General features: G+C 37.3%; 19 protein-coding genes and 1 tRNA gene. 14 read left to right on the top strand and 6 right to left on the bottom strand.

Annotation, left to right across the window (positions count from 1 at the left end; translation table 11 throughout):
- Positions 1 to 65 precede the first annotated feature (65 nt).
- The gene (gene ctlX / locus ACJVDK_RS06495; protein WP_443939471.1) at positions 66 to 989 is read right to left on the bottom strand and encodes a citrulline utilization hydrolase CtlX; all 924 of its coding nucleotides are present in this window, start codon (positions 987 to 989) and stop codon (positions 66 to 68) included.
- Positions 990 to 1000: 11 nt separating this feature from the next.
- Positions 1001 to 2440, bottom strand: coding sequence for an arginine deiminase family protein (locus ACJVDK_RS06490; RefSeq protein WP_443939470.1), 1440 nt, complete (start codon positions 2438 to 2440; stop codon positions 1001 to 1003).
- A gap of 159 nt (positions 2441 to 2599) precedes the next feature.
- On the opposite strand from ACJVDK_RS06490, the gene argS reads away from it, so the two are divergent.
- Positions 2600 to 4369 carry an arginine--tRNA ligase gene (argS, locus tag ACJVDK_RS06485; protein ID WP_443939469.1) on the top strand — a complete coding sequence of 590 codons (1770 nt, stop codon included), beginning with the start codon at positions 2600 to 2602 and terminating at the stop codon, positions 4367 to 4369.
- 552 nt (positions 4370 to 4921) lie between these two features.
- On the opposite strand, the gene ACJVDK_RS06480 is transcribed toward argS, so the two are convergent.
- Both ACJVDK_RS06480 and ACJVDK_RS06475 read right to left on the bottom strand, forming a co-directional pair.
- The gene (locus tag ACJVDK_RS06480; protein WP_443936453.1) at positions 4922 to 6313 is read right to left on the bottom strand and encodes an IS4 family transposase; all 1392 of its coding nucleotides are present in this window, start codon (positions 6311 to 6313) and stop codon (positions 4922 to 4924) included.
- A gap of 251 nt (positions 6314 to 6564) precedes the next feature.
- Complete coding sequence (locus ACJVDK_RS06475; RefSeq protein ID WP_443939468.1) at positions 6565 to 7689, bottom strand: AI-2E family transporter; 1125 nt, start codon at positions 7687 to 7689, stop codon at positions 6565 to 6567.
- A 198-nt stretch (positions 7690 to 7887) separates the two neighbouring features.
- Here ACJVDK_RS06475 and mnmE point away from each other — a divergent pair, with 198 nt between their 5' ends.
- The 11 genes from mnmE (at position 7888) to ACJVDK_RS06420 (ending at position 21700) form a co-directional block, all read left to right on the top strand.
- A complete protein-coding gene (mnmE, locus tag ACJVDK_RS06470) occupies positions 7888 to 9246 on the top strand; it encodes a tRNA uridine-5-carboxymethylaminomethyl(34) synthesis GTPase MnmE (RefSeq protein WP_443939467.1) in 1359 nt (452 codons plus the stop codon).
- A gap of 224 nt (positions 9247 to 9470) precedes the next feature.
- A complete protein-coding gene (locus tag ACJVDK_RS06465; RefSeq protein ID WP_443939466.1) occupies positions 9471 to 12545 on the top strand; it encodes a type I restriction endonuclease in 3075 nt (1024 codons plus the stop codon).
- An 83-nt stretch (positions 12546 to 12628) separates the two neighbouring features.
- Positions 12629 to 12922 carry a GIY-YIG nuclease family protein gene (locus ACJVDK_RS06460; RefSeq protein WP_443939465.1) on the top strand — a complete coding sequence of 98 codons (294 nt, stop codon included), beginning with the start codon at positions 12629 to 12631 and terminating at the stop codon, positions 12920 to 12922.
- Between the two features lie 67 nt (positions 12923 to 12989).
- Positions 12990 to 14606 carry an HsdM family class I SAM-dependent methyltransferase gene (locus ACJVDK_RS06455; RefSeq protein ID WP_443939464.1) on the top strand — a complete coding sequence of 539 codons (1617 nt, stop codon included), beginning with the start codon at positions 12990 to 12992 and terminating at the stop codon, positions 14604 to 14606.
- Entirely contained in the window at positions 14599 to 15918 is a 1320-nt protein-coding gene (locus tag ACJVDK_RS06450) for a restriction endonuclease subunit S (RefSeq protein WP_443939463.1), read from the top strand. Before ACJVDK_RS06455 ends, ACJVDK_RS06450 begins: the two co-directional genes overlap by 8 nt.
- A complete protein-coding gene (locus ACJVDK_RS06445) occupies positions 15908 to 16204 on the top strand; it encodes a hypothetical protein (RefSeq protein ID WP_443939462.1) in 297 nt (98 codons plus the stop codon). The genes ACJVDK_RS06450 and ACJVDK_RS06445 overlap by 11 nt, the downstream gene beginning before the upstream one ends.
- 1 nt (position 16205) lies before the next feature.
- Positions 16206 to 16760, top strand: a complete 555-nt coding sequence (locus ACJVDK_RS06440) for a hypothetical protein (RefSeq protein WP_443939461.1) — start codon at positions 16206 to 16208, stop codon at positions 16758 to 16760.
- An 8-nt stretch (positions 16761 to 16768) separates the two neighbouring features.
- Positions 16769 to 18892, top strand: coding sequence for an McrB family protein (locus ACJVDK_RS06435; RefSeq protein ID WP_443939460.1), 2124 nt, complete (start codon positions 16769 to 16771; stop codon positions 18890 to 18892).
- Positions 18893 to 18929: 37 nt separating this feature from the next.
- Positions 18930 to 20108, top strand: a complete 1179-nt coding sequence (locus ACJVDK_RS06430; RefSeq protein WP_443939459.1) for an McrC family protein — start codon at positions 18930 to 18932, stop codon at positions 20106 to 20108.
- A gap of 464 nt (positions 20109 to 20572) precedes the next feature.
- A complete protein-coding gene (locus tag ACJVDK_RS06425; RefSeq protein ID WP_443939458.1) occupies positions 20573 to 21127 on the top strand; it encodes a hypothetical protein in 555 nt (184 codons plus the stop codon).
- Positions 21128 to 21133: 6 nt separating this feature from the next.
- Complete coding sequence (locus ACJVDK_RS06420) at positions 21134 to 21700, top strand: hypothetical protein (RefSeq protein WP_443939457.1); 567 nt, start codon at positions 21134 to 21136, stop codon at positions 21698 to 21700.
- A 379-nt stretch (positions 21701 to 22079) separates the two neighbouring features.
- On the opposite strand, the gene ACJVDK_RS06415 is transcribed toward ACJVDK_RS06420, so the two are convergent.
- Positions 22080 to 22292: an Arm DNA-binding domain-containing protein gene (locus ACJVDK_RS06415; protein WP_443939456.1), complete on the bottom strand. Its 213-nt coding sequence runs from the start codon at positions 22290 to 22292 to the stop codon at positions 22080 to 22082.
- Between the two features lie 221 nt (positions 22293 to 22513).
- Between ACJVDK_RS06415 and ACJVDK_RS06410 the strand changes: the two genes are divergently transcribed.
- The gene (locus ACJVDK_RS06410; RefSeq protein ID WP_443938460.1) at positions 22514 to 22879 is read left to right on the top strand and encodes an ISAon1 family transposase N-terminal region protein; all 366 of its coding nucleotides are present in this window, start codon (positions 22514 to 22516) and stop codon (positions 22877 to 22879) included.
- A 1-nt stretch (position 22880) separates the two neighbouring features.
- Positions 22881 to 23843, top strand: coding sequence for an ISAon1 family transposase (locus tag ACJVDK_RS06405; RefSeq protein WP_443940033.1), 963 nt, complete (start codon positions 22881 to 22883; stop codon positions 23841 to 23843).
- A 126-nt stretch (positions 23844 to 23969) separates the two neighbouring features.
- On the opposite strand, the gene ACJVDK_RS06400 is transcribed toward ACJVDK_RS06405, so the two are convergent.
- Positions 23970 to 24042 (bottom strand) — tRNA-Lys (locus tag ACJVDK_RS06400).
- Positions 24043 to 24085: the final 43 nt, after the last annotated feature.

Raw genomic sequence — 24085 nt, 5'->3', positions numbered from 1 at the left:
GAATCTACCGGTGGGCGCTAAAATAGTTTAGGTTTCTGTAGATTCTTCGTCGTGTTTTACAGGATTTAATTCGATTCAATTTTTGGTAAATGTATTTCTGCTAACATGCAGCGGGCACTGCCTCCGCCATTTTTTTCGATGGTGTAAAGAGGGGCCTGTACAATACGGTTGAATGCGGTTAAGCTGGCAATTTGTGTTTCTGTTAAGGATGCATACGCTTGTTCTGACATAACCAATAAGGGCTCATTTTCTTTATTCGTGATTTGAAGCATGTTGCCTGCAAAATGATTCATTTGCGCCAAACTGATTTCGATAACGGTTTTCTTGGTCTGTTTGAATGCTTGTAGCAGATTTTCTTTGTCTTCAGGATATTTGATGGAATCTAAGCAAATGACTACGTATTGATTGGCCATGCACATCATCACATTGGTGTGGTAAATGGGGAAATTATCGGCATCTACCGCCTGGAAGGGCAAAGGTTCATAACCGGTTAGCATACAGAAATTGTTGAGTACTTCTTCGTCGGTACGCACGCTCAGACAGGCGTAGGCGATTCGGTTTTCGCGATCGAGCACCATGCTACCGGTACCTTCTAAAAAAAGATGTTGTTGTTCAAAAAAGCTTAAATCGCTCACGTGGCTTAGGCAAAATTTCGTTTTTAACTCTTCTATAATTTCAGGGCGGCGTTCTGCGCGTCGGTTTTCGGAGAACATGGGATATAGATAAACCGAGCCATCTTCATGAAAGGAAACCCAGTTATTCGGGAAAATGGAATCGGGGGTTTCCGGCGTTAGGCTGTCATTAATTACCGTTACATCCACACCATTTTGACGTAAAATATCCACGAAACCATCAAATTCTTGTAAGGCTGCGGCTTGAACATCGCTTTGCGTATCTTCTTCTTGGAATTTATTGTTTCCGGCAGTTTGCTCGTTAAATTTAAAATCTACCGGGCGAATCATTAAGAGATGATTGGTGTTTTGTTTCATAAGTCCAGGTATTACAAATTATCGCGTAAAATAGGTAAGCTCATGCAATGGAAACCACCGCGTGCGCGTGATAATTCTGCCGAAGGCATTAAGATTAAAGTGTCGGTAATGGTTTCGGTATCAACTTTACCACTTTCTAAATCGGCAATTAAATCTTTAACGTTTACCACGTTAAAACCAGCATCTTTAAAGGCTTCAACAGTTTTATCGTTGCGGTCGTAGCCCACTACAACTCCTTCTTTAAGCGCTAAAAGGTTACAGCTATCGGTCCATTGTTCGCGGCTATCGTATGGGAATGTATTGTTTCCGCTGTAAATAATTTGGGTTGGTTCGGTACTGTTTAAATCGTTTTGACTGATGTCGTTCAGTAAAGCTTCTACATGTTCGAAATATTTCGGCTTACCCGGATTTGCTTTGCTAAATTGAATGGCCGTTGTGGCTTCTATTTGCTCGGGTTCTTTTAAAAAGTTTATCGGCTCATTGGCGTTAAACTTAGGCGAATGGGCAATGGAATTTAAAATAACCCAAGTATTGCGTTTTACTTGTGTGAAAACCGTGTCTAAGTGCATGTAATCGCGCTTGCTTGGAATTTTTACTACCGTTACTTTTTCGACTACATTTTGCTCGAAAAGTAGTTTGATAGCTTCGTTGGCGCCATGTTCAGATGTTCGTTCGCTGCAGCCAATGAGCAAGTGATTGGGACTAACCATCATCACATCGCCACCTTCTAACGTAGTGCTAAAGGCTGGTTCATCGCCCGGGCGTAAGAAATGCATGGTTACATCCGGAATTTCTAAAATATTGTTTTGATACGCTTCGAATATGGGGTGATTGAAAAAAATGTACCGCATTAAAAGTGTTTCGCGCACGCGGGCTTTTTTTGCGGGTTTGTTTAATAAAATGTGGTTGTTGATGGTGGTACCCACATCGCGCGTAAAAATTAAGTTCGGGATTGGCGGGAAAATCATGGTGTCGTTTGCCAGCGAACCTGATATGAAAATTTCCGCTAATTCTGCCGGGGCAGTATCAACCAATTGCAATTGCATTTTATAGGTACAGCCTTCGATGGCACACACCGCTGCGACTAATTTTTTACGAATGGAATCGTTTTTAAGAATATCGCCTAATAAATTTTGAACCTCGATGACCGACTCTGAATGATGGAAATCGGGATGATTGGGTTTGTAGAAATTACGATTTGCTTCTGCTGAATCTATTTCTGCAAGTTTTCCTTTTATCTTTTGCGGATCGAGAAAATACATTAAAAGTTTCAGGTAATAATCATATTCGCCCTTACGCACTGTTTCTAAGTGTACAATATCTTCAAAAAGCCAGTCTTGTGCTTTCGAAGGAACCACTTTGCCTAGTCCACTATCGGGGCTGTGAATCAGTAGTTTACGTAGTCTTCCTATTTCTGTATTTACCTGCACGTTGAAATTTGAGTTTCTCATCTTTAAATTAATAAGTAGTTTCACAAAGCTATTAGAATTTATACGAGTATCAAATTCTGCTAAATTTTGCCGCAAAAGCTGGTGCCGATTTTAATGGAAATACTGCTTTTGTTTGTGCGGCAGGTTTTCTGCTTTCAGCTTATTTAGCTATTTTTGGCCATGAATTTTATTATTACCGAAACACAGAAAGCCGTTTTTGAACTTTATAATCAAAAAATAGAGGAAAGTGTTATCAATATACAAGAAACCCGTAAAGAGTTTGAAGGGCAATTAACCATTGTTGTTTTTCCGATTACGAAATTTTCGAAGAAATCGCCCGAGCAAACAGCTACCGAAATAGGGACGTATTTGCAAGAACATGTGGCACAAGTTACCAAATTTAACGTGGTTAAGGGATTTCTTAATTTGAGCATTGCAGAGAGCTACTATCTGGAACAATTTAATAGTCAGATTTTGGCGGACGATTTCGGGACTTTCCCTTCGAATGGCAAAAAGGTTATGGTAGAATATTCATCGCCTAATACCAATAAACCGCTGCATTTGGGGCACGTACGTAATAATTTATTGGGGTATTCGGTTGCCGAATTACTCAAAGCGTATGGTTACGAGGTGACGAAAGTGAATTTGGTGAACGATCGCGGGATTCATATTTGCAAATCGATGTTGGCTTGGCAAAAATGGGGCAATGGCGAAACACCAGAAAGCTCGGGTTTAAAAGGCGATCATTTGGTGGGTAAATATTATGTTGTTTTTGACAAAGAATATAAGAAAGAAATTGATGCGTTAAAGGCAGAAGGACAAACGGAAGAGGAAGCGAAAAAAAGTGCACCTTTAATTAAAGAAGCGCAACACATGCTTTTGAAATGGGAGCAAGGCGATGAGGCTGTAGTTTCGCTTTGGAAAACCATGAATGAATGGGTATACGCCGGTTTTGCTACCACTTACAAAGAGTTGGGTGTTGACTTTGATAAATATTATTACGAAAGTAATACCTATTTATTAGGAAAAGATACGGTTGATGAGGGATTAGAAAAGGGCGTTTTCTTTAAAAAGGAGGATGGCTCGGTTTGGATTGATTTAACAGCCGATGGCCTAGATCAAAAGTTAGTACTACGTGCGGATGGTACTTCTGTTTACATTACACAAGATTTGGGTACTGCCAAAATGAAATACGATGATTTTGGTATGGAAGAGTCGATTTATGTGGTGGGTAATGAGCAGGATTATCACTTTAAAGTGTTGTTCTTAATTTTAGAGAAATTAGGCAAAAGTTGGGCAAAAGGTTTGTATCATTTGTCGTATGGCATGGTTGATTTACCTCACGGGAAGATGAAAAGTAGGGAAGGTACCGTGGTTGATGCGGATGAATTGATTGAAAGCATGGTGAGTACCGCTAAAGAGAAAACGGAAGAATTGGGTAAAACCAACGATTTTAGCGATGCGGAAAAAGAAGAGTTGTATAAAAACATTGGTTTAGGAGCTTTAAAATACTTTTTGTTGAAAGTGGAGCCTAAAAAACGCTTGTTGTTTAACCCTGCGGAGAGCATCGATTTTCAAGGACACACCGGACCGTTTATTCAATATACTCACGCACGGATTAAGTCGTTGTTGACAAAAGCGAATTACTATTTACAACCGAGCGTACCCACGAATGCTCTATTGCCCGTGGAATTGGAAATGATTTTGCAATTGGCGAAATATCCTGAAGAAATAGCGATTGCTGCAAAAGCACATAGTCCGGCAAGTTTGGCAAATTACTTATATGAATTAGCCAAATTGTTTAATAAATTTTATCACGAAATTCCAGCAATTGTAAAAACAGAAGCGGGTGCTGAGAAGCAATTTCGTTTAAATTTATGTAAGAAAACGGCGGATGTAATTTATGCAGGTATGAAAATGTTGGGGATAACCTCGCCTGAACGCATGTAATCTTCATGTAGTAGCGATTTTTGTTAATCTTACGAAGAAAACATCTCTTTTTTAGCAGGAATAAATATTGTAGAAGCTCCTTTTTAGGAGCTTTTTTTATTTTAAGCGTTTTTTTGATTTGTTTTAGGAGGTTGTTGTTAGGCTGATGAATGAAGTATTTTCATGAAAAACAGTTCGCTTTGTGATGTTATTAATGAATACAAATCTCCGCGTTCTTTGTGGAAATTCTTGCTGCGCTCTGGGGTAAAAAGATACTATTCCTTTATTTGGGTTTGTCTACGCTCTTTCCCTTGCTTGCCTGTTGCCGGCAGGGCATTTACTTTTGTGGGCCAAAAGTAACCAAAAGCCTTTGTCGATCCGGCTAGGCAGCTTTGGGCGCAAGGCCATTACTCGAAACAAAAATAATCTCGCTGGTTTTGTGGGAGATTTTTTAGTAACCAATATTAATTACTCCCACAAAACTGAATAGAACAATGCTCGGTTGTACAGATTCGAGTGTTGCTGCTCCTGTTTTTGTTTTTTTCCGCTGCTTGGTATGCATCCCGAGCATTCCTATCGTGTGGACAGATCTCTATGTGTGTCCCATCCTTCTTTTGCAGCCCTAAAGTATTTTAATCCAATCCAGATCGTAGTTATCCCTGGCGTTCTTTTGCTTTCATATCCTTTCCAACCTCCCATTCTAGCCAATCCCCATACATATCTTTTCAGATCTTTATCCTTATAAGGATTCTTCTGCTTCTGGGTTTTTCCTTCAAGTCTGATTATTTGTTCTTCCATAAATAGCTGTTCCTCATCATTGAAACATGTGTGTGCATCAATCGAGAGTTCTGGTTCAGCGTATGCTAGGCGCATTAGGAATAACTTTATCACCACTTCCATGATCATAAGGGTTTGTTTTCTGATAGATGAGGCATATTCTAATTCACTGGCTTCAATATTGTATCCTTCCTTTTTAAGTATCCGAAACACTTCTTCTATTGTCCAGCGCCAGCTATACCATTCTATGCATAACTTAGCCATAGAAGGCGTGGTTACTGCTATGGTGGTTAATAGCCTCCAACATATTTTATCTGCCCCACTATAGCCAACTTCTTTTGCTTCTATGAGATAAAGCTTAGTACTCGCTGGAAGCTCTTTACTTGTAGTGCCTGTTTTGCATACTTCTATTTCTTTATATCTGATTTCTATTTTAGCCTTTCTCTTTGGCCTTTTCTCTTTCGCTTCTACTACTATTTCATAAATATCCTGCACTTCTTGATTGGAAAGGCAGTCAAATAGTTTGCTTTTGTCTTTTAGTCTTCTGTTGCTTTTTGCACGTATTAAAAGGTCTGTTTTCTCATCGGGTATAACGGCAAATTGCTCGTATATATCTCCTTCTCGATCTTGTATAATCACCATTCCTTCAACACAAGAGGATAATGCTGTTTTTGTATTATTCGATGATTCTATCCATTTGTAAGATTCTTTTTCTGTAATGGGTAATTTACTGTATTCTCGCTCAAACTTTGAACGAAATTCCAGCGGTCTATTCCATAGTTTGATATCTGCATAACCATAAGGAGTTCCATTAACTGCATCCAGGACAAGACTCGGATGAAGCATAAAACCCAATCCGAAATCGCCCTTGGCATTGGTAGTGCCGATAAACGAATCTTTCTTTATTCTATTTTTATGGCTACTTAGGTTTATTTCTGTGGTATCTTGAATACAAACAACATATTTCCCGTGGCAAGCGGATTGGCAGTTAGAGGTTAAATTTGAAATGATGCTTTCTTCAGTTACACGATTATTCGATAAGAATCGATAAAAACCCTTTGCTTCTGCCTCGTCCTTGCTAAGCTGACGAATAGAGTGAACGCAATTTCTAAATAGGATATCTAAGTTCTTATTCCCTCGACGTATTAAACGTGAATCGGGCAAATTTGTAAAACCTCTTTTTTGCATATACAAAGAAACTAATTATATAGAAGATCTGTCCACACGATAGGAGCATTCGGGATCGACGGGCGTTCTTCGGTTAATACCTGCAATTTTGAACGGTTGTTTTACTAGCATATCGTTCAAAATTTTGCTGTCAATTCCACTGCTGTTTTGAACGGTTGTTTTCATCGCATGTGGTTCAAAATTAATCGTTTTTATTATTTAATGAACCTCCTTTCAAGTTGAAAATAAATAATTTACCGCTAATTAAGCGGTTATTTTTTAGGAATCACGCCGCTTTTCGTTTTAGTTGTTGTTTGTTTTCTGAAAGAGGGAAAGCGCATCGGACTTTTTCCCGGGCGTTCGTCGCCCAATAGTACTCCCCATTGTTTAAATTGGTCGGTATGGTCGAAAATAATTTTTAGGATGGCAATAATGGGCAGCGAAAGGAACATACCTGCAACACCTCCAATGGCTCCTCCCAAAAAAACACCCATGATGGTAAACAGCGCGTTGATTTTTACTTTTGAACCCACAATTCGCGGCATCAAGATGTTATTATCTAAAAACTGTACCACCGCAATTACCAACACTACGGTTAAAACGGGCCAAAGTTCAGTAGAAGAAGTAAGGGTAATTAACATACTTAATACATTTCCAAGTAAGGCGCCTACATAGGGAATGAGGTTTAGTAAAGCGAAAAGCGCACCAATTAGCAGCGCATGTTTAATGCCTAAAAGCCATAACGTTCCACCCAATAAGATGGTCATGTAGGTAATTTGAATAAGCAATCCGACCAAATAACTTTTAACAATGGATTCTGTTTGATACACCACCTCCTTAACTTTAGAATGATCTTCAGCCTTGAACCACATAAATGAAAACCGCAGTAAATTATCTTTATAAAAAAGAATAAGGTAAATGTATATGGGTAAAAGACCTACAAATACAAAAACACTGCTCAGTGTTACGGCCGCACCACTGGCCATTTTTCCACCCATGTTTATAAGATCATCACTTTTATCGTTGATAAATTTGGTTTGTTTTTGGGTGTTGATACCGGTGAAACCACTGATCCACTCTTTAATTGATTGCAAATGCTTACTTACATTTTCCTTAATTTGAGGGAAATCATCGGCTAATATGCCGATCTGCAAGGAGAAGAACCAAACAATCCCTCCCAAAGCCAAAAGGACTATAAAAATGGGTAAAATGATCGATATAGATTCAGGAACGCGATGCTTTAATAACCAACGGTAAATAGGTAATAACATCAGGCTGATGAAAAATGCCATTAAAATAGGCATGAAAATATCTTTTCCAACGTACAAAATGGCAACTATTAGCGTAATTCCTAATAATTCTAATGATCGTTTAACGGTGAGTGGGAATTCTTTCATATAGCGTTGTTGATTTGAATGACAACAGCCATTTGTAGGATTTTGTTTGAATATATAGCCAATTCGCTTATCAGTTAACCTTTTTTGTAAACTTCTAATTCAACTCTTCTTTGCGATAAGCTTTCGATATGATGACAGAGCGAAGGTATAATATCGAACAAAAAACCTATTTTTGCCAAATAAACAGACCTGTATTTCATGCAAAATTCCGATACCATTATTGCTTTGTCTACTCCTCCCGGATCGGGGGCTATTGGCGTTATCCGATTATCCGGTCCCGATGCGATTCGGTTAACGAATGAAGTTTTTTCGGGTAAGGATTTAGAAAAGCAGGCTTCGCATACACTGCATTTTGGCTTAATAAAAGAGGACGAACAGTTAATTGACGAAGTGGTGGCCGGTCTATTTGTCGCACCAAAATCGTATACCAAAGAAAACGTGGTAGAGATTTCGTGTCACGGCTCTAATTACATTATTCAGCAAATTATAAACCTGTTGATTTCAAAGGGTGCGCGTGCGGCTAAACCAGGCGAATTTACACTCCGTGCTTTTCTAAATGGTGCTTTTGATTTAAGTCAGGCTGAGGCTGTGGCCGATTTAATTGCGTCAAACAGTAAAGCTTCGCACGATGTGGCGATGCAGCAAATGCGTGGTGGTTTCGCCAACGAGCTGAAAGGTTTGCGTGAGCAGTTGATTCATTTTGCATCGATGATTGAACTGGAGCTCGATTTTGCTGAAGAAGATGTAGAATTTGCGAATCGCGATCAATTAAAAAATCTTGTAAACCGTATTCAATCGGTTTTACGTAAACTCATTTCTTCTTTTGAAATGGGTAACGTGATAAAAAATGGGGTACCAATTGTAATTGCCGGAAAACCAAATGTAGGGAAATCGACCTTGCTAAATGCCTTGCTGAATGAAGAACGTGCCATTGTTTCGGACATTGCAGGCACCACGCGCGATACCATTGAAGATGAATTGAATATTGGTGGAGTGGTATTTCGTTTTATCGATACAGCCGGTATTCGCGATACAGCAGATATAATTGAAGCGCTAGGCGTAGAACGTACGCTAGAGAAAATGAAACAGGCGAAATTGATTATTTATATGGCCGATTCTGCCCAGTCGGTTGATGAAGTTGAAAATCAATTGGCGGGATTGGTTCGCCTAGAGATTCCGTATTTGCTGTTAATCAATAAGTCTGATTTGCTGGATGCCAACAAACGTAAACAATTTGAACAATTGAATGCTGTTTTTATCGCCGCAAAAGATAAAATGGGTATCGATGATCTGAAACAAACCTTACTTGAACAAGTAAATCTGCATCACATTAACACCAGCGAAACCTTGGTAACCAATATTCGCCATGTGGAAGCGTTGAAACAAACCGAAAATGCCTTACAACGTGTATTGGATAATGTTGATAATCCCGTTACTTCCGATTTCTTAGCCATGGACATTAAACAGGCCTTACATTACTTAGGTGAAATTACCGGTACCGTTACTACCGACGATCTGTTGGATAATATCTTTACGAAGTTTTGTATTGGAAAGTAATTGATTTGTTTCCGTTAAATGTACAAACATCAACTGTTGAGATTATAATGTGTCTTGTTTGTCAAAAGAATAAATGGTTTGGAAATAAAGTATAGAACTTGTGAATTTTAAGATGTGGCGAGTTAATGTTTTTCTTTTCAAGAGCCTATTTACTTTATTCCTCTTCTCCGGTATTTAGAATGCTCTTTTTTAGCTATCTTGAGGGCGAATATTGTCCTTAATTAATGAAATTTAACGAAGATTCCCGAGTAAAAATTCCAGCCCTATTGCATTTAATGCGTTTGGGATATGAATACATCCCTTTAAGTCAGCAAAATAGAATTGAAGACAACAATATATTTCCTTCGATATTTATTCCGAAAATTGCCGCTTTAAATGAGATTTCAGAAATAGAAGCCCAACGTATTTTAGACGAAATCAATCTCGAACTCGATTACGAAGACTTAGGTAAGAAGTTTTACGAACGATTAACCGCTACTTCAGGAATAAAATTAATCGACTTTGCTGATTTTTCTAATAATGAATTTCATGTAACAACCGAGCTAACTTGTAAAGTAGGCGATGAAGAATTCCGTCCCGATATTACGATTTTAATTAATGGAATGCCGTTGGCGTTTATTGAAGTAAAGAAACCCCACAACAAAGAAGGAGTCATAGCAGAGCGAAACCGTATTAACAAGCGTTTTGCGAACAAACATTTCCGACGTTTTGCAAACATCACACAGTTATTGGTTTTCTCTAATAACATGGAATACGAAGACGGAATTGTAGAACCAATCTTCGGGGCTTTTTACGCCACGCCTGCTTATGAGCATGTACACTTCAACTATTTCAGAGAAGATGCCGATTATCCGGTAAAGTTAAGGCTTTTGACCATTGATGAGCAATCAGAGAACGCACTGTTAAAAGACAATAATCTCATTGTGATAAAAAACAGTCCGGAATACATTACGAATAAACAAGAAAACACACCAACCAACCGTATTCTGACCTCTTTGTTCAGCAAAGAACGATTGCAGTTTTTATTGCAGTTTGCGATTGTTTATGTAGAGGAGGAAAACGATGGGAAAGTAACGCATCAAAAACACATCATGCGTTATCCGCAGTTGTTTGCAACCCAAGCCATAGAAGCCAAACTGGAAGCTGGCCAAAACAAAGGAATCATTTGGCATACACAAGGTTCAGGTAAAACCGCTTTGGCTTATTACAATGTAAAACATTTAACGACATACTACGCCAAAAAGCAAATCATCCCGAAATTCTATTTTATTGTTGACCGTTTGGATTTATTGATTCAGGCTTCGAGTGAATTTGCTAATCGCGGACTAAAAGTAAAACAAGTCAATTCCAAAGACGACTTCATCAAGGATTTGCAAGTCGTAGGTGCTTTGCATAACGATTCTGGAGTGCCTGAGATTACCGTAGTTAATATTCAGAAATTCTCGGAAGATGCCGTTTCTGCCAAAGATTTAGTGTATGATATCAATGTACAACGAGTTTACTTTTTAGACGAAGCCCACCGTAGTTACAACCCAAAAGGAAGTTATTTAGGGCATCTTTTAAATTCCGATCGTTCAGCGGTGATGATTGCCTTAACCGGAACGCCTTTGTTGAAAGAAGTAGCCAAAGAATACGATTCAAAATTGTTATTCGGGAACTACATCCACAAGTACTACTACAACATGTCCATTGCTGATGGTTATACCTTACGTTTGATTCGTGAACAAATTGAAGGCAACTTCAAGATGGAAATGAAGGAGGTGATGGATCAAATCAAGATCTTGCAAGGCGATATTTCGACCAGACAAATTTATGCGCATCCTAAATTTGCAGCACCTTTATTGGATTATATCACTAAAGATTTAATCAAATTCCGAAGAGATCAGCAAGATATTTCTTTGGGCGGAATGGTAGTTTGTGACTCTGCCGATCAGGCAAAAGAATTATTCCGATTATTCCAGGATAAATATGGTGTTCAGGAAACGGATGCCAGTATTTTAATGGCAGCCGAGCCACAAGCCAAATACGGTTTGCATTACGAACCTACCTTAACGGCAAGTTTGATTTTACACGATGAAAACGACAAATTAACTCGTAAAGAATTAATTAAAGCATACAAGAAAGCAAAGGTAGATATCTTGTTTGTATACAATATGTTGCTGACTGGTTTTGATGCCAAGCGGTTGAAGAAATTGTATTTGGCTCGTGTCATTCAGGATCACAATTTATTGCAAACCTTAACCCGTGTTAACCGTCCGTATAAAAAGTACCAATACGGTTATGTGGTCGATTTTGCAGATATTTCTAAAGCCTTTGATCGTACCAACAAACTGTATTTTGACGAATTACAAGAGCAATTAGGTGATGAAATGGAAATGTATTCCCACCTTTTCAAATCCGAAGAAGAAATACAACAGGAAATACAAGAGATTAAAGAAACCTTATTTCATTACGATACACAAAACCGAGAGTTGTTTTCGCAGCAAATTGAACAGCTTACCGATAAAAAGGAGTTGATGCGTTTGATTAAAGCTTTGCGTACGGCCAAAGAACTCAAAAACATCATTGCGGTTAATGGTTATGAAGCTTTAGATGGTATTGCCGATTTTGACATCTGGAACCGTTTGTTAGCTGAAGCGCAAGGTCGATTGGACAACCTTAATTTTGTAGAAAGTATCGGAAATGAAGAAGCTTCGGCTAATTTATTGAACACGGCTTTAGAAGACATCGTTTTCCAATTCATTAAAGTAGATGAAAGCGAACTGGTTTTAGCGGATGAATTCAAAAACATTTTGCGAAAAACCCGTGAATCCCTACAACATAATTTTGACCAAACCGATCCACAATTTGTAAGTTTGCGCGAAGAACTGGAACGCATTTTCAAGAAGAAAAATTTAAGCGAAGTATCTCAGGCCGATATGGTAGAAAACATGCATTTACTGCAAAAAATCTACGACCAAGCCAAAGAGCTGAATCGTAAAAATGCTTTGTTTAAGGCGAAGTATGAAAACGATGAAAAATATGCCCGTATTCATAAACGACTCAGTGAGAAAGGAACGCTTAATGCCAAAGAAACCCAATTGCACAACGCGCTAATGAAAGTAAAACAACAAGTAGACAGTAAACTAGAAGGACAGGAAGATGTACTGAAAAATGAAGCCTTCTTTAAACGCTATTTACTGCAATTGGTAGTGCAGGAATTTAAAAAGAATGAAAATATACCGTTGGATTTTCCAACCACAGAAACGATTAATAATTTAATTGTAAATGAGTATTTACAACAATATCAATACAGATGACTTCGGCTCCGCTCAGTCACCCATTTGACTTCGATGGCTGAGCGGAGTCGACGCCGAAGAAACAAAAATAAATGAAAGGCTATATGTACATATTAGAATGCGCTGATGGTTCTTATTACACGGGAAGTACCGTAGATCTTGAAGTACGACTTCAACAACATCAATCGGGAGAAGGAGCCAATCATACTAAAAAACATTTACCTGTAAAACTGGTATATTATGAAGAATACCAAAGAATTGACGAAGCCTTTTATAGAGAAAAACAAATACAAGGTTGGAGCAGAAAAAAGAAAGAGGCGTTGATTAACGGATGCGAGGAAGAATTAAAAAAAGCTGCTGAATGTATGAATGAATCTCATTGGAAAAACAAACAGTGACTTCGGTGGCTGAGCGGAGCCGAAGCCACAGAAAACAAAATAATATTTTAGAATAAAAAAAGGAAATATGACCCAAGACATCAACTTCATGACCAAAACCAAGGCACTCATCGACAACCTAAAAAGTGTCTGTGCCAACTACGGTTTAGGAAATGACGGAAACGAATTTAAAATCATTACCCAAGTATTTTTATATAAATTCCTGAATGATAAATTCCGCTATGCCGTAAAGCAGGAAATGCCTGATTTAGACGAAGCAAAGAATTTCTCAGAAGGATTAGGCAATTTAAGCGAAGACGACTACCAGTTTTTGTTGGCTGCCTTAGATCCAAACATTCCGCGTTTGCAACCCGAACATTTAATTTCGCATTTGTTTGTCAAGCAAAACGACTCCGATTTTGGAAAATTATTTGATGATACCTTACGCCAAATTTCGATTGAAAATGCCGAAGTATTCTCTGTAAAATCGTTCTCAGGAGCTAAAGATACTTTGTTTGATGAATTGACTCAATTTATCTCAGACAGTTCGCAACGTGATGCTTTTGCCAAAGCCTTAATCAATAAATTGTTTGAATTTTCTTTTGAGGAAATGTTTGAACAGAAATACGATTTCTTTGCTACGATTTTCGAGTACTTAATTAAAGATTACAATACCGATTCAGGAGGAAAATATGCCGAATATTACACACCTCATGCTGTTGCACGCATCATGGCACAAATTATGGTGCCCGAATCGGTAAAAGGAGCTAAAGTTTATGACCCTTCGGCGGGATCAGGTACACTTTTGATGAGTATTGCCCACCAGATTGGTGAAGAAAATTGCACCATTTACTCGGAAGACATTTCGCAAAAATCGAGTAATATGTTGCGTTTGAATTTGGTGTTGAACAACCTCACGCATTCCATCCCGAATATCATTAAAACCAATACCATAGCGCAACCCAACTATTTAGATACTAAGTTCGATTATATTGTTTCCAACCCGCCGTTTAAGTTGGATTTCTCCGACTTTCATGCCGATTTAGAAAAGGATGCTTTCAAACAACGCTTCTTTGCCGGAATCCCGAATATTCCGAAAAGCAAGAAAGAATCGATGGCGATTTATTTGTTGTTCATTCAGCACATTATGCATTCGTTGAGCGAAACTGGAAAAGCGGCTATTGTATTGCCTACGGGTTTTATTACGGCACAAAGCGGTATTGAAAAGAAAATTCGGGAACGATTGATAACCAATGGTTGGCTGCGTGGTGTGGTGAGTATGCCATCCAACATTTTTGCCAGTACGGGTACCAACGTTTCGGTTTTGTTTTTGGATAAAAAAGCCGATAGCGAACACATTATTTTGATGGATGCCTCTAAACAGGGTGAAACCGTAAAAGAAGGCAAAAACCAACGCACGGTATTAACCCCTGCCGAAGAAAACCGCATCATCGAAACCTTTAATGCTAAACAAGCCGTAGAAGACCTTTCGGTAGTAGTGACCAAAGAAGAGATAGCTGCCAAAAATTACAGCTTCTCTGCCGGACAGTATTTTGAGGTAAAAATTGAATATGTAGATATTACTGCTGAGGAATTCTCCAAAAAAATGGATGAATTTGAAAGCCGCCTGCAAAGTCTTTTTGCCGAAGGAAACGCCTTAGACCAGAAAATTCAGGAACAAATTAAAGGGTTGCGCTATGACTAAGGTTACTTTAAAGGTTTTGGGGATAAAGTTTATAGTTCCAATGCGAGATAAACCCAAATTATTTGATGGGAAAATACCGTGGTGTCGAATTGAAGATATTGAAGGCAAGTATATAAATGGAACACAAAGTAACAAATACGTAAGTGAATCAACAATCAATGAAATGAATCTAAAAGTACTGCCGAAAAATAGTATTATTTATTCATGCAGTGCAACGATAGGAGTTGTAGCAATTAATACGGTTGATCTTTGTACAAACCAAACATTTATTGGCTTAATACCTTCAGATAAAATTAACCTTGATTATTTGTATTATCAACTTCTTCTTTATAGGGATTCATTAAAAAAAATAGCATCACAAACAACAATTCCATATATATCCAGAGAGAAATTTGAAAATCTGGAGATTGTTTGGAGGGATTATACTTCTCAAATAAGAATAGCTGATGTTTTATCTGTCTTAGATGATAAAATCGAGTTGAATAATAAAATCAATGCTGAGCTAGAGGCTATGGCCAAAACGCTCTATGATTATTGGTTTGTACAGTTTGATTTTCCTAATACAGAAAGTAAGCCTTACAAATATTCAGGTGGTAAAATGGTTTATAATGAAACTTTGAAGAGAGAAATTCCTGAGGGTTGGGAGGTGAAGAATATAGCGAAAATTGCAAAAATTGTAGATTGTCTTCACTCAAAAAAACCTGACTATTCCGCGAATGATAGAAATAAATACTTGTTGCAATTAGAAAATATTTTAGATAATGGATTGGTTGATATTAGTTATAAATACTTTGTAAGTGATAATGATTATAAAAATTGGACGAGTAGAATTGAAATAAATGAACATGATATTCTCATTACTAACGCTGGAAGAGTGGCTGCAACTGCTCAAGCATCTCAAGAAATTAAGGCGGGTATTGGCAGAAATATAACTGCAATCAGACCACTAAACATAAATCCGACTTATTTCTTTTTGTCTTTTAGAGGGTATGATATTCAAAAGCAAATCAAGTCTAACACCGACCAAGGGGCTTTCTTTAAGAGTTTTAATGTTAAGGGTATAAAAAAATTAAACTTTATTATACCGTCTAAAGAAATTGAAATAGAATTTGAGAAAATAGCATTTAATCTCCGTAGAAAAAGAGAACTTAATTTAAAAGAAAACCAAGAACTTGCTAAATTACGAGATTGGCTGTTGCCTATGTTGATGAATGGGCAGGTAACGGTTACTGAGCGGAGCCGAAGTACGGTTGCTGAGTCTGAGGAACAGTTGGGTATGGTAGCTGAGGGCAATATTGAGTATGGAGAATAAAGTCAGTCATCCCATCATTAAATTGACCATTCTAAGTGGCGGCAGTTTAGTGTTTGAAAGAACAGGTGTTTTACCAAAGTTTTTAATTTTCAATTGTCCCGACTTAAACAGAACTTGGCGTTTAAAACTAAAAGAGAATAAACAACAAGGTGTACTTAAAGTAAACGGTCAAGTTGCCTTTCATTATTTTTTTGACGGTTTGGGGTGCAAAATGAAAAGTGTTGCAGATGGAGTTGTTCTAAATGAATGGGAGATTGATGAAATTTTGATGGAATTGAGAGATTGATTTGAAGTCTCGAGATAAATACACTAATAACCATGAAACAATTTTACATAATCCTTTTTTACTGGTTTTAACATCCTGTAAAAAAGACAACTCATCTTCTGATGATTCGAGTACTTATACCTCTTATGAGCAAGATGAAGAATATAACGGCACCTATTGCGCAGAAATTGAGTATTATAATCCTGATACCGGAACAAGAAATACGTATGAACTCGATGTAGAAGTAGAAGATGGAAGTTTGGTTCAAATCAATTGGCCAAATGGCGGTTGGTTAGATGATACCCATTTTAGTCCACCGGAAGTTGACGAAGATGGTTTTTGTAGTTTCACCACCTATGATGGGAAGGAATATGAGATACAAATAGACGGTGAAGGTAGCTGTAGTTATTCAAGTAGTTCTCCAGAAGAAGATGACGACGAATTAGAACAACAAGAAAGCGAACAGGAACGGGATAGTCATGATGAGAATGAGGAAAGTGAAGAAGAAATATCTATTGTTTTCCCAAACCTGTTTCCAGCTAAAAGTTTCATAAATACACCATATAAATTAATCTAAGCTCAAGTATGAAAATATTTTTTGGAAGGATAAGCATTACAAACAAGCCCGAACAGATTACAGAAGCTTATTACCAAGCAGTTAAAGGCACAACCTATTTTGGAGATCTAAATCTTATTGATAATTTTTCGCTAGAACCTGTTTACGTTTTTATGATTGCCGATAGCAAAATTCATTTGTGGAAAGCAAAACATTGGGGTAATGATGGGCAAAATCTTTACTTTGAAAAAGTTATAGAGAATATTGAGGGAATGAATGGTGCTTGGTTACAGGCTTTTAAATTCTTCTATTTAAATCTTGACCTAATTATTTTTACTATTCGTCGCCCGTTTAAAAAAGCATTTTTCAAGCTTGACTTCGATGAAGAGCTTTCGGAACAGGTGGTAGTAAATCCTGAAACTTACGCAAATGAGGACAATTATAGAAAGATTGTATTGTTAAGTGAAAAGCCTGAAACAAATAAGCTTGATTTTCAGCTCTATAAAGAAAACGGTGTTTGGAAAATTAATGAAACAGCTTTTTTTGATAACGAATTAAATAAGCAATTTAGAGATAACAGCCCTAATATCGGAAAAGGAAGAATACGCAAAGATAACTTGATGAAAAAGCTGAATGCGTCAAATCTTCCTGCTTCATATAGTGCAGATGAAATATCTATTTTAGGCTTATATGATGGTGCTTTTTGTGATTACAATGCTAAAGAGTCGGAGATCGATTCTATAGACATTGATGCTGTTAAAATAAATGATGATAAATTAATTAAAACTCAATTGACACACTGCAAAAACCAAATTCTTTACGGGCCTCCAGGTACGGGTAAAACATTTAACACCATCAATAAGGCTTTAGATATTTTAGGGGTTGATACCAATGGCAAACATAGAAAAGAGCTGAAAGAACTTTATGAGCAAAAGGTTGACGAGGGGCAAATCGTATTCACTACTTTCCATCAAAGCTTAAGCTATGAGGATTTCGTTGAGGGGACTAAACCAGTCATTGAAGAGGATAAAGACGGTGTACGTTCTGTAGTTTACGAAATTAAAGATGGCATCTTTAAAAGCCTATGTGATAAGGCCAGAATTGTGCCTGTAGAAGAAGAATTTAATAAAGACTATCATTTCGATGACGCTTGGAATGCTTTACTAGAAAATGCTGAAACAAATCTTTCGAATGGTAATAAATTTAGGCTTGATATTCTTACAGCTGGTAAAGGGTTAAATGTAACCCAAATTACCAACAATGGTAACCTATTGCTAACTCCAGCTTCTGAGTCGGGTTTAGATTATACGGTTTCATACACTCGCTTAAAAGAACTACATAAGGCCATCCCTGATGTTGCTTTTGTGAAGAATATAGATAAGGAGTTTAGGGCTGTTATTGGAGGGATGAATTCTACAGCGTATTGGGCTACGCTGAACTATATTAATAATTGGCTAAAGAATAACAACGCTACCAAACCAAACGCAAGTACGTTTAAACAAGCTCTACCACATGTACTTATCATAGATGAAATTAACCGTGGGAATGTTTCAGCCATATTCGGAGAGCTGATTACTTTGATAGAAGAAAGTAAAAGAGCTGGAGAAGCAGAGGCCTTAGAAGTGATCTTGCCTTATAGCAAAGAAAAATTTTCGGTACCCTCGAACCTTTATATTATTGGTACTATGAATACTGCAGATAGAAGTGTTGAAGCTTTGGACAGTGCTTTGCGTAGAAGGTTCAGTTTTACGGAGATGATGCCAGAATATCTGGGTTTATCAACAATTGCAGGAATTCAGTTAGCGGAAGTACTGCAGGTTATCAACAAACGTATTGTTGCTTTGCTTGACGCCGACCATCAGATTGGGCACAGCTATTTAATCAGTGTAGCGAATGAATACGATCTGGCCAATGCCTTTAATAACTGCATTATTCCCTTATTGAAAGAGTATTTTTACCATGATGATGAAAAAATAGCTTTGGTATTGGGTAATGGTTTTGTAGAAGTTAGTCAACCGCAACAACAAATATTATTTCCTTTGATAAACGGTGCAGACATGGTGCTGCCGGAAGTAAACCAAGTGTTTGCCATCAAATCCATAAGCGAAACTTCGATTATCAATTCATTGACTACGTTGCTGACAGGTGGGTAAGAAACAAATTATACAGGTTTTTGAATACCAGAGACTTTTGATTAACCAATCTTACGGTGGGGTTATTTTTGATGAACGCCATTTTGATGCTTTGGTTAAATTGAACGATTTGCATCGTGGCCAATATTTTGAAGTGATGCACCGAGGTATCCGCTTTACCAGTTACGTTGGCGTACTGCAAGTAAACAACCTGTTGATTGAGGTGTTGCCGAAGATTGAAGGTTATACCGTGGAGGCCAATAGGTGGCGTGATGTGCTGATTGAAATGCTTCGTTTAACTCGTGGTTTACAAGTGAATAAAGTAGGCCATGCAGAGGTTAGTAAACAAAGCATCCACCTGTTAGACATCTATTTCGACTGGTTCATTAAAGAAGTGGAACATCTGATTAGAAACGGTCTTATCAAACAATATTACAAAGACACCAAGAACGTAGATGCGTTAAAAGGGAAAATAGAATTTGCTGGTCAAATCAGAAATAATCTGATACACAAGGAGCGGTTTTTTACAACCCATCAAGTTTATGGTAAAGACCATTTGATACATCAGATATTGGCACAGGCCTTAAACATCGTAACAAAACTTTCAGAAGGAACGTACCGCTTTACAAAATGCCAAAGCATTGGATTAAATTTTCCCGAGGTAACCAATATCAACGCTGGTGAAGCTACTTTTGATCGGTTGTCATTTAATCGAAAAAATGCCCCTTATAAAATTGCGCTAGATATTGCAAGGCTTATCATTTTAAAATATTCTCCAAACGTAAAATCAGGTTCTGAACACATGTTAGCCCTTTTATTTGATATGAATGATTTATGGGAACAGTATATTTTAATTAAACTTCAGCGGGGTTCAAAAGATTGGGTAGTAAAAGGACAGGATGGTAAGCGTTTTTGGGAAACCAAAACTATGCGTCCAGATATTGTGTTGCACCATAGAGAAACCAATGAAGTTTGTATCATTGACACCAAGTGGAAGAATTATCGGTACGATAATTTGTCTGTACAAGATTTGAGGCAAATTTATGTTTACAACGACTTTTGGGGAGCTAAAACTGGTATGTTGCTGCTTCCTAATCCCGTGGTAGAACCAAAAATGATTGATGGTAATTATCACCATAGGAACTATAAAGGAAAAATTGGATTAGTAAGTGTCTTGGATAAGTTTGGAAAGCTAAATAGCAACATAGCTCAGGATATTTTTGGGATGTTAGTTTAAGATTCAAATAATTAGATCCTCGCTTCACATAGTGAATGGTTCATCTGGTTTGAGGGTAATTTTTAATTTCTAGTTTTAATTCTCTATTGGGTAAACCAGGATAGATTGACCCCGTCTCGCCAGAAATAAATTCATTGTAAAATATTGATTTTTAATTTGTTGCTAATTTGGCTAATAGGGGTCAAGTGGACTGGTTTGTCCATTAACACAAACGTTTGTTTTAATGTTCCTTTAAGGTTTTTTTGTTTGATAATTTATTTCATGTATTTTTTTTGTTTACTATTTTGTGGTTTTTTGTGAATGAATATTTTCGTTATTATGATTAAATGCATTAAAAGTGTATTCTATTATTAATTTTCACGTGCAAACGTTTGCGCTAAGTTTTGAATAGGTTATAGTGTTTAATAATAATAACTTTAGTATCAACCTTAATAATGAATTAAAACAGAAATCTAAATTAAATTATGAAAAAAATTAAATTACAATTTGCAGAACTAGAAAGTAAATTTGAAATCGTGGACGATGAGGAAATGCGACAATTTTTTGGAGGATATATGACTACCGACCCAGGTACATATGACCCAACGGATCCAGGGAATTGTGTTTTTAATTTATTGTGTTACTTAAGCCAATCGAGTAGTACCACCGGCTCGAGTTATTCACCTGAGTATTACTACAATTTATATGCCTCACAAAATAATCCTTGGGATTTTTCTTATGATAGTAATGGCGATTTGCATGGAGTGACAGTTTCAACTAGTATTATGGAGAACTTAATGGCCTCAACTTTGAAAGCAACATCAATCATACCCTCAGACTTAAATCCAACATTAGCATCAGGAAAACAAGTGGCTACAATGCTTCCAAATCAAGGACCTAACGGAGAAGGTCATGCGTTAGTGATAGAATCTTATATTGGGGGCGGGAACTATCAATGTTATAATCCCTCTTCAGGTAGTGCAGTAATATATACTGGCGGACAGCTAAGCGGTACAAATTTTTTAATAGCTATAAATTAATAGGCAATGATTAATAAACAACGAATTTGTAATTTACTATTTCTTCTTTCAATCGCCTTGAACCAAGCTTATGGGCAGAAATACGATAAAAATTTTAAGCTTAGTTTAGTAGACCTAAACTTTAAAATGCCTAAAGATTTTTTTGAAAAAGATTCAACATCTGTATTTAAATGTTATGACAGAAAGGGCCTTACAGGTTCAATTATCTATTTAATATCTAATAAAGATAGTAGTGTTGTGATTGCCTTTGTTAACGTAATGAGAGTTAATAAAACGCAATATGATCCAGAGGAGAATTTAAGAATATTATTTGACAGATTTAAGGATCCTATTATCGATTCATCAAAAAAATATAGTTCAGATTATTTATTAAATAATTTTAATGCTGACATAGGTGGAGAATATTCTAGAGCTTGCTCGATTCTTTTTAGGCAAAAATATAAAGATAACAGATTTGTTGTTATTGGTAAAAAGAATGTTGGGGAAGCCACTATGATTTATTTTTATAATAAGGAAACTACAGATATTGACGCTGTCATTAAAGAAACCAAAGGAATTTTAAAATTTAAATAATAGAAAAACATGAAAAATAAGATCACATTTTTTTAGTAATAGTATAGGTATTGAAAGTATAGCCACCTCAGTATTATATCACTTAATAAAGAATCCGATCACTTAAAAGTATTTAAAATAAAAGCTCATTTATAACGATTTGCTTGAATATTTTCTACTCATGTCTTTGTGGAGGGTGCACCACGAACTGTGTCAAATACGTTAACACTTTAGACACGATTAATTATGGTAACACAAGAAGATTTTGATTTTGAATCTTTCAAAAAGCAAGCTTATTCTGATCTTTATTCAGGAAAAAGCGCTACGGTGGATAAAACAGAATAGATTGACCCCTCCCCACCAAAAATAAATTTATCGTAAATTATTGAATGTTTTTGTGTTAGTGTTTTGGCGAAGAGGGGTGAAGCGGATTGGTTTTTCCACCTAGAGCTCTGCCACCCTTTGTGTTCCGTCGCCTAGGATCGCAGTTTCTATTGGTTGCCATCTCAGAACGATTTCCCTCTACGGTAATCCTCATGTAGATTGGCACATTTCCACTTACATAGTTCTTTTGCTTTTTCAGATAGAAAAGCAGGCTAAAATTGGTCTTCATAATCTCTCGATTTTAGTTAAACAAATGTAGCTTTGCGACTAAAAAGATACAAGATGTATAGTTTATAACAGCCTGTACAATAGTTGATTATGTTTAAATCGGTGAGTCAATTTTAACCGTTTTGCCTTACTCACCGAATCACTCACTAAAGTTGGATCATGTACAAAAGTTGTGGAGCGGTGAAAAAAAATTAGATCTTTGAGGGTTAAAATTTACGTTACATGCACGATTCTTTTAAAGCCCTACTTCCGATGATCATCCCCGAAGGTGTATCTGATTATTTTGCACTTTCCGGTCATAAGAAAGATACCACCGGTATTCATATCTACCTTGAGGAACTGAACTTAGTTCCATCGGAATATGAGAGCAATAAGCTGCATTCCAAAGGTTTCTTTAGTGAAGTCATACTACAGGACTTCCCCATTCGTGGACAAGAGGTCTTTCTTCATGTGAAACGACGCAGATGGTTGAACCTGGACACAGGGCTTGTTGTCTTTCGGGATTGGAGTCTGGTGGCAAAAGGAACGCGTATCACTGAGGATTTCGCGGCTTTTTTAAAAGCAATCAGCCGATACCCAAGCGCATAGCATCCAGACCATCAGTTCCTTTTATGGCATAGACCCCAGAAAGCTAAGGAGATATTATAGAGAAAAACTAAGCGGCTTCCAAGATTGGGAACACAAGAAAAACGCTCGGGAAGGGCTCGTTTTTGCGGATAATGTGACTGCCCATCTTTCTATTGACGAGACCAGTCTCTCTCATGGCGAACTTTATACAGTGGTTACCAATAAACACGCCCGTGGTAAAAAAGGCACTATTGTAGCCGTTTTGAACGGTACCAAATCTGAAGATATTATTCCTGTACTACTGAAAATCCCTGCACGCATACGCAATAAGGTACAGGAAATCACACTTGACTTAGCAAGCAATATGGCATTGATTGCCAAAAAGTGTTTTCCAAATGCTGTACAAGTCATCGACCGCTTCCACGTGCAGCAACTCGCTACCGAAGCCCTGCAGGAGATAAGAATCAAACATCGATGGCAGTCAATAGATGATGAAAATACAGCACTGGAACAAGCCAAGGCACAGAAATCAACCTATCTGCCCGAAATATTATCCAATGGCGACACGATTAAACAGCTATTGGCCAGAAGTCGTTACCTGCTCTACACCAAGCAGGACAACTGGACAAGGGATCAACAGCATAGGGCGGCTTTATTGTTCGAAAGATATCCAGATATTGAAAAGGCATATGACCTCAGTCAGCAGCTTTCCTGGATATTCAATTCCACTGCCGATAAGTTATATGCTTTTGCTAGATTGGCAAAATGGAACGAAAAAGTTGAGCAATCAGGCTTCAAGTCTTTTAATACAGTATCAAGGACCATAATCTTGCACCACAAGAAAATACTCAACTACTTTGATAACAAAAGTACCAATGCATCGGCAGAATCATTCAACGCTAAAATTAAAGCTTTCAGGGCACAGTTCAGAGGTGTCGGTGATATCAACTTTTTCCTGTTTAGGCTAACTAAATTATTTGCTTAGTCCACAACTTTTGTACATGATCCCTAAAGTTTTGTGAATTCATGCGAATTTTGGCAATTCCCTAAAAGCTAAAACCCTGCTAATCGTACGATTGCAGGGTTTTATACATTTTGATTGTCTTTGGTGTGATCCCGCTGGGATTCGAACCCAGGACCACTACATTAAAAGTGTAATGCTCTACCAGCTGAGCTACGGAATCATTTAATCCCTTTTGTTTAAGGTGGTGCAAAGATAGGAAATAA

Origin of the sequence: Pedobacter paludisoli, assembly GCF_052344095.1 — a bacterium.
Classification (GTDB): Bacteria; Bacteroidota; Bacteroidia; order Sphingobacteriales; family Sphingobacteriaceae; genus Pedobacter.
The sequence above is the reverse complement of the archived record's forward strand: the minus strand, read 5'-3'. Positions and strand labels throughout refer to the sequence as shown.

Bases quoted from the DNA above. Each gene is read 5' to 3' on its own strand.
- ctlX (WP_443939471.1), bottom strand. From the start codon at position 989: ATGAAACAAAACACCAATCATCTCTTAATGATTCGCCCGGTAGATTTT.
- ACJVDK_RS06490 (WP_443939470.1), bottom strand. From the start codon at position 2,440: ATGAGAAACTCAAATTTCAACGTGCAGGTAAATACAGAAATAGGAAGA.
- argS (WP_443939469.1), top strand. From the start codon at position 2,600: ATGAATTTTATTATTACCGAAACACAGAAAGCCGTTTTTGAACTTTAT.
- ACJVDK_RS06480 (WP_443936453.1), bottom strand. From the start codon at position 6,313: ATGCAAAAAAGAGGTTTTACAAATTTGCCCGATTCACGTTTAATACGT.
- ACJVDK_RS06475 (WP_443939468.1), bottom strand. From the start codon at position 7,689: ATGAAAGAATTCCCACTCACCGTTAAACGATCATTAGAATTATTAGGA.
- mnmE (WP_443939467.1), top strand. From the start codon at position 7,888: ATGCAAAATTCCGATACCATTATTGCTTTGTCTACTCCTCCCGGATCG.
- ACJVDK_RS06465 (WP_443939466.1), top strand. From the start codon at position 9,471: ATGAAATTTAACGAAGATTCCCGAGTAAAAATTCCAGCCCTATTGCAT.
- ACJVDK_RS06460 (WP_443939465.1), top strand. From the start codon at position 12,629: ATGTACATATTAGAATGCGCTGATGGTTCTTATTACACGGGAAGTACC.
- ACJVDK_RS06455 (WP_443939464.1), top strand. From the start codon at position 12,990: ATGACCCAAGACATCAACTTCATGACCAAAACCAAGGCACTCATCGAC.
- ACJVDK_RS06450 (WP_443939463.1), top strand. From the start codon at position 14,599: ATGACTAAGGTTACTTTAAAGGTTTTGGGGATAAAGTTTATAGTTCCA.
- ACJVDK_RS06445 (WP_443939462.1), top strand. From the start codon at position 15,908: ATGGAGAATAAAGTCAGTCATCCCATCATTAAATTGACCATTCTAAGT.
- ACJVDK_RS06435 (WP_443939460.1), top strand. From the start codon at position 16,769: ATGAAAATATTTTTTGGAAGGATAAGCATTACAAACAAGCCCGAACAG.
- ACJVDK_RS06425 (WP_443939458.1), top strand. From the start codon at position 20,573: ATGAAAAAAATTAAATTACAATTTGCAGAACTAGAAAGTAAATTTGAA.
- ACJVDK_RS06420 (WP_443939457.1), top strand. From the start codon at position 21,134: ATGATTAATAAACAACGAATTTGTAATTTACTATTTCTTCTTTCAATC.
- ACJVDK_RS06415 (WP_443939456.1), bottom strand. From the start codon at position 22,292: ATGAAGACCAATTTTAGCCTGCTTTTCTATCTGAAAAAGCAAAAGAAC.
- ACJVDK_RS06410 (WP_443938460.1), top strand. From the start codon at position 22,514: ATGCACGATTCTTTTAAAGCCCTACTTCCGATGATCATCCCCGAAGGT.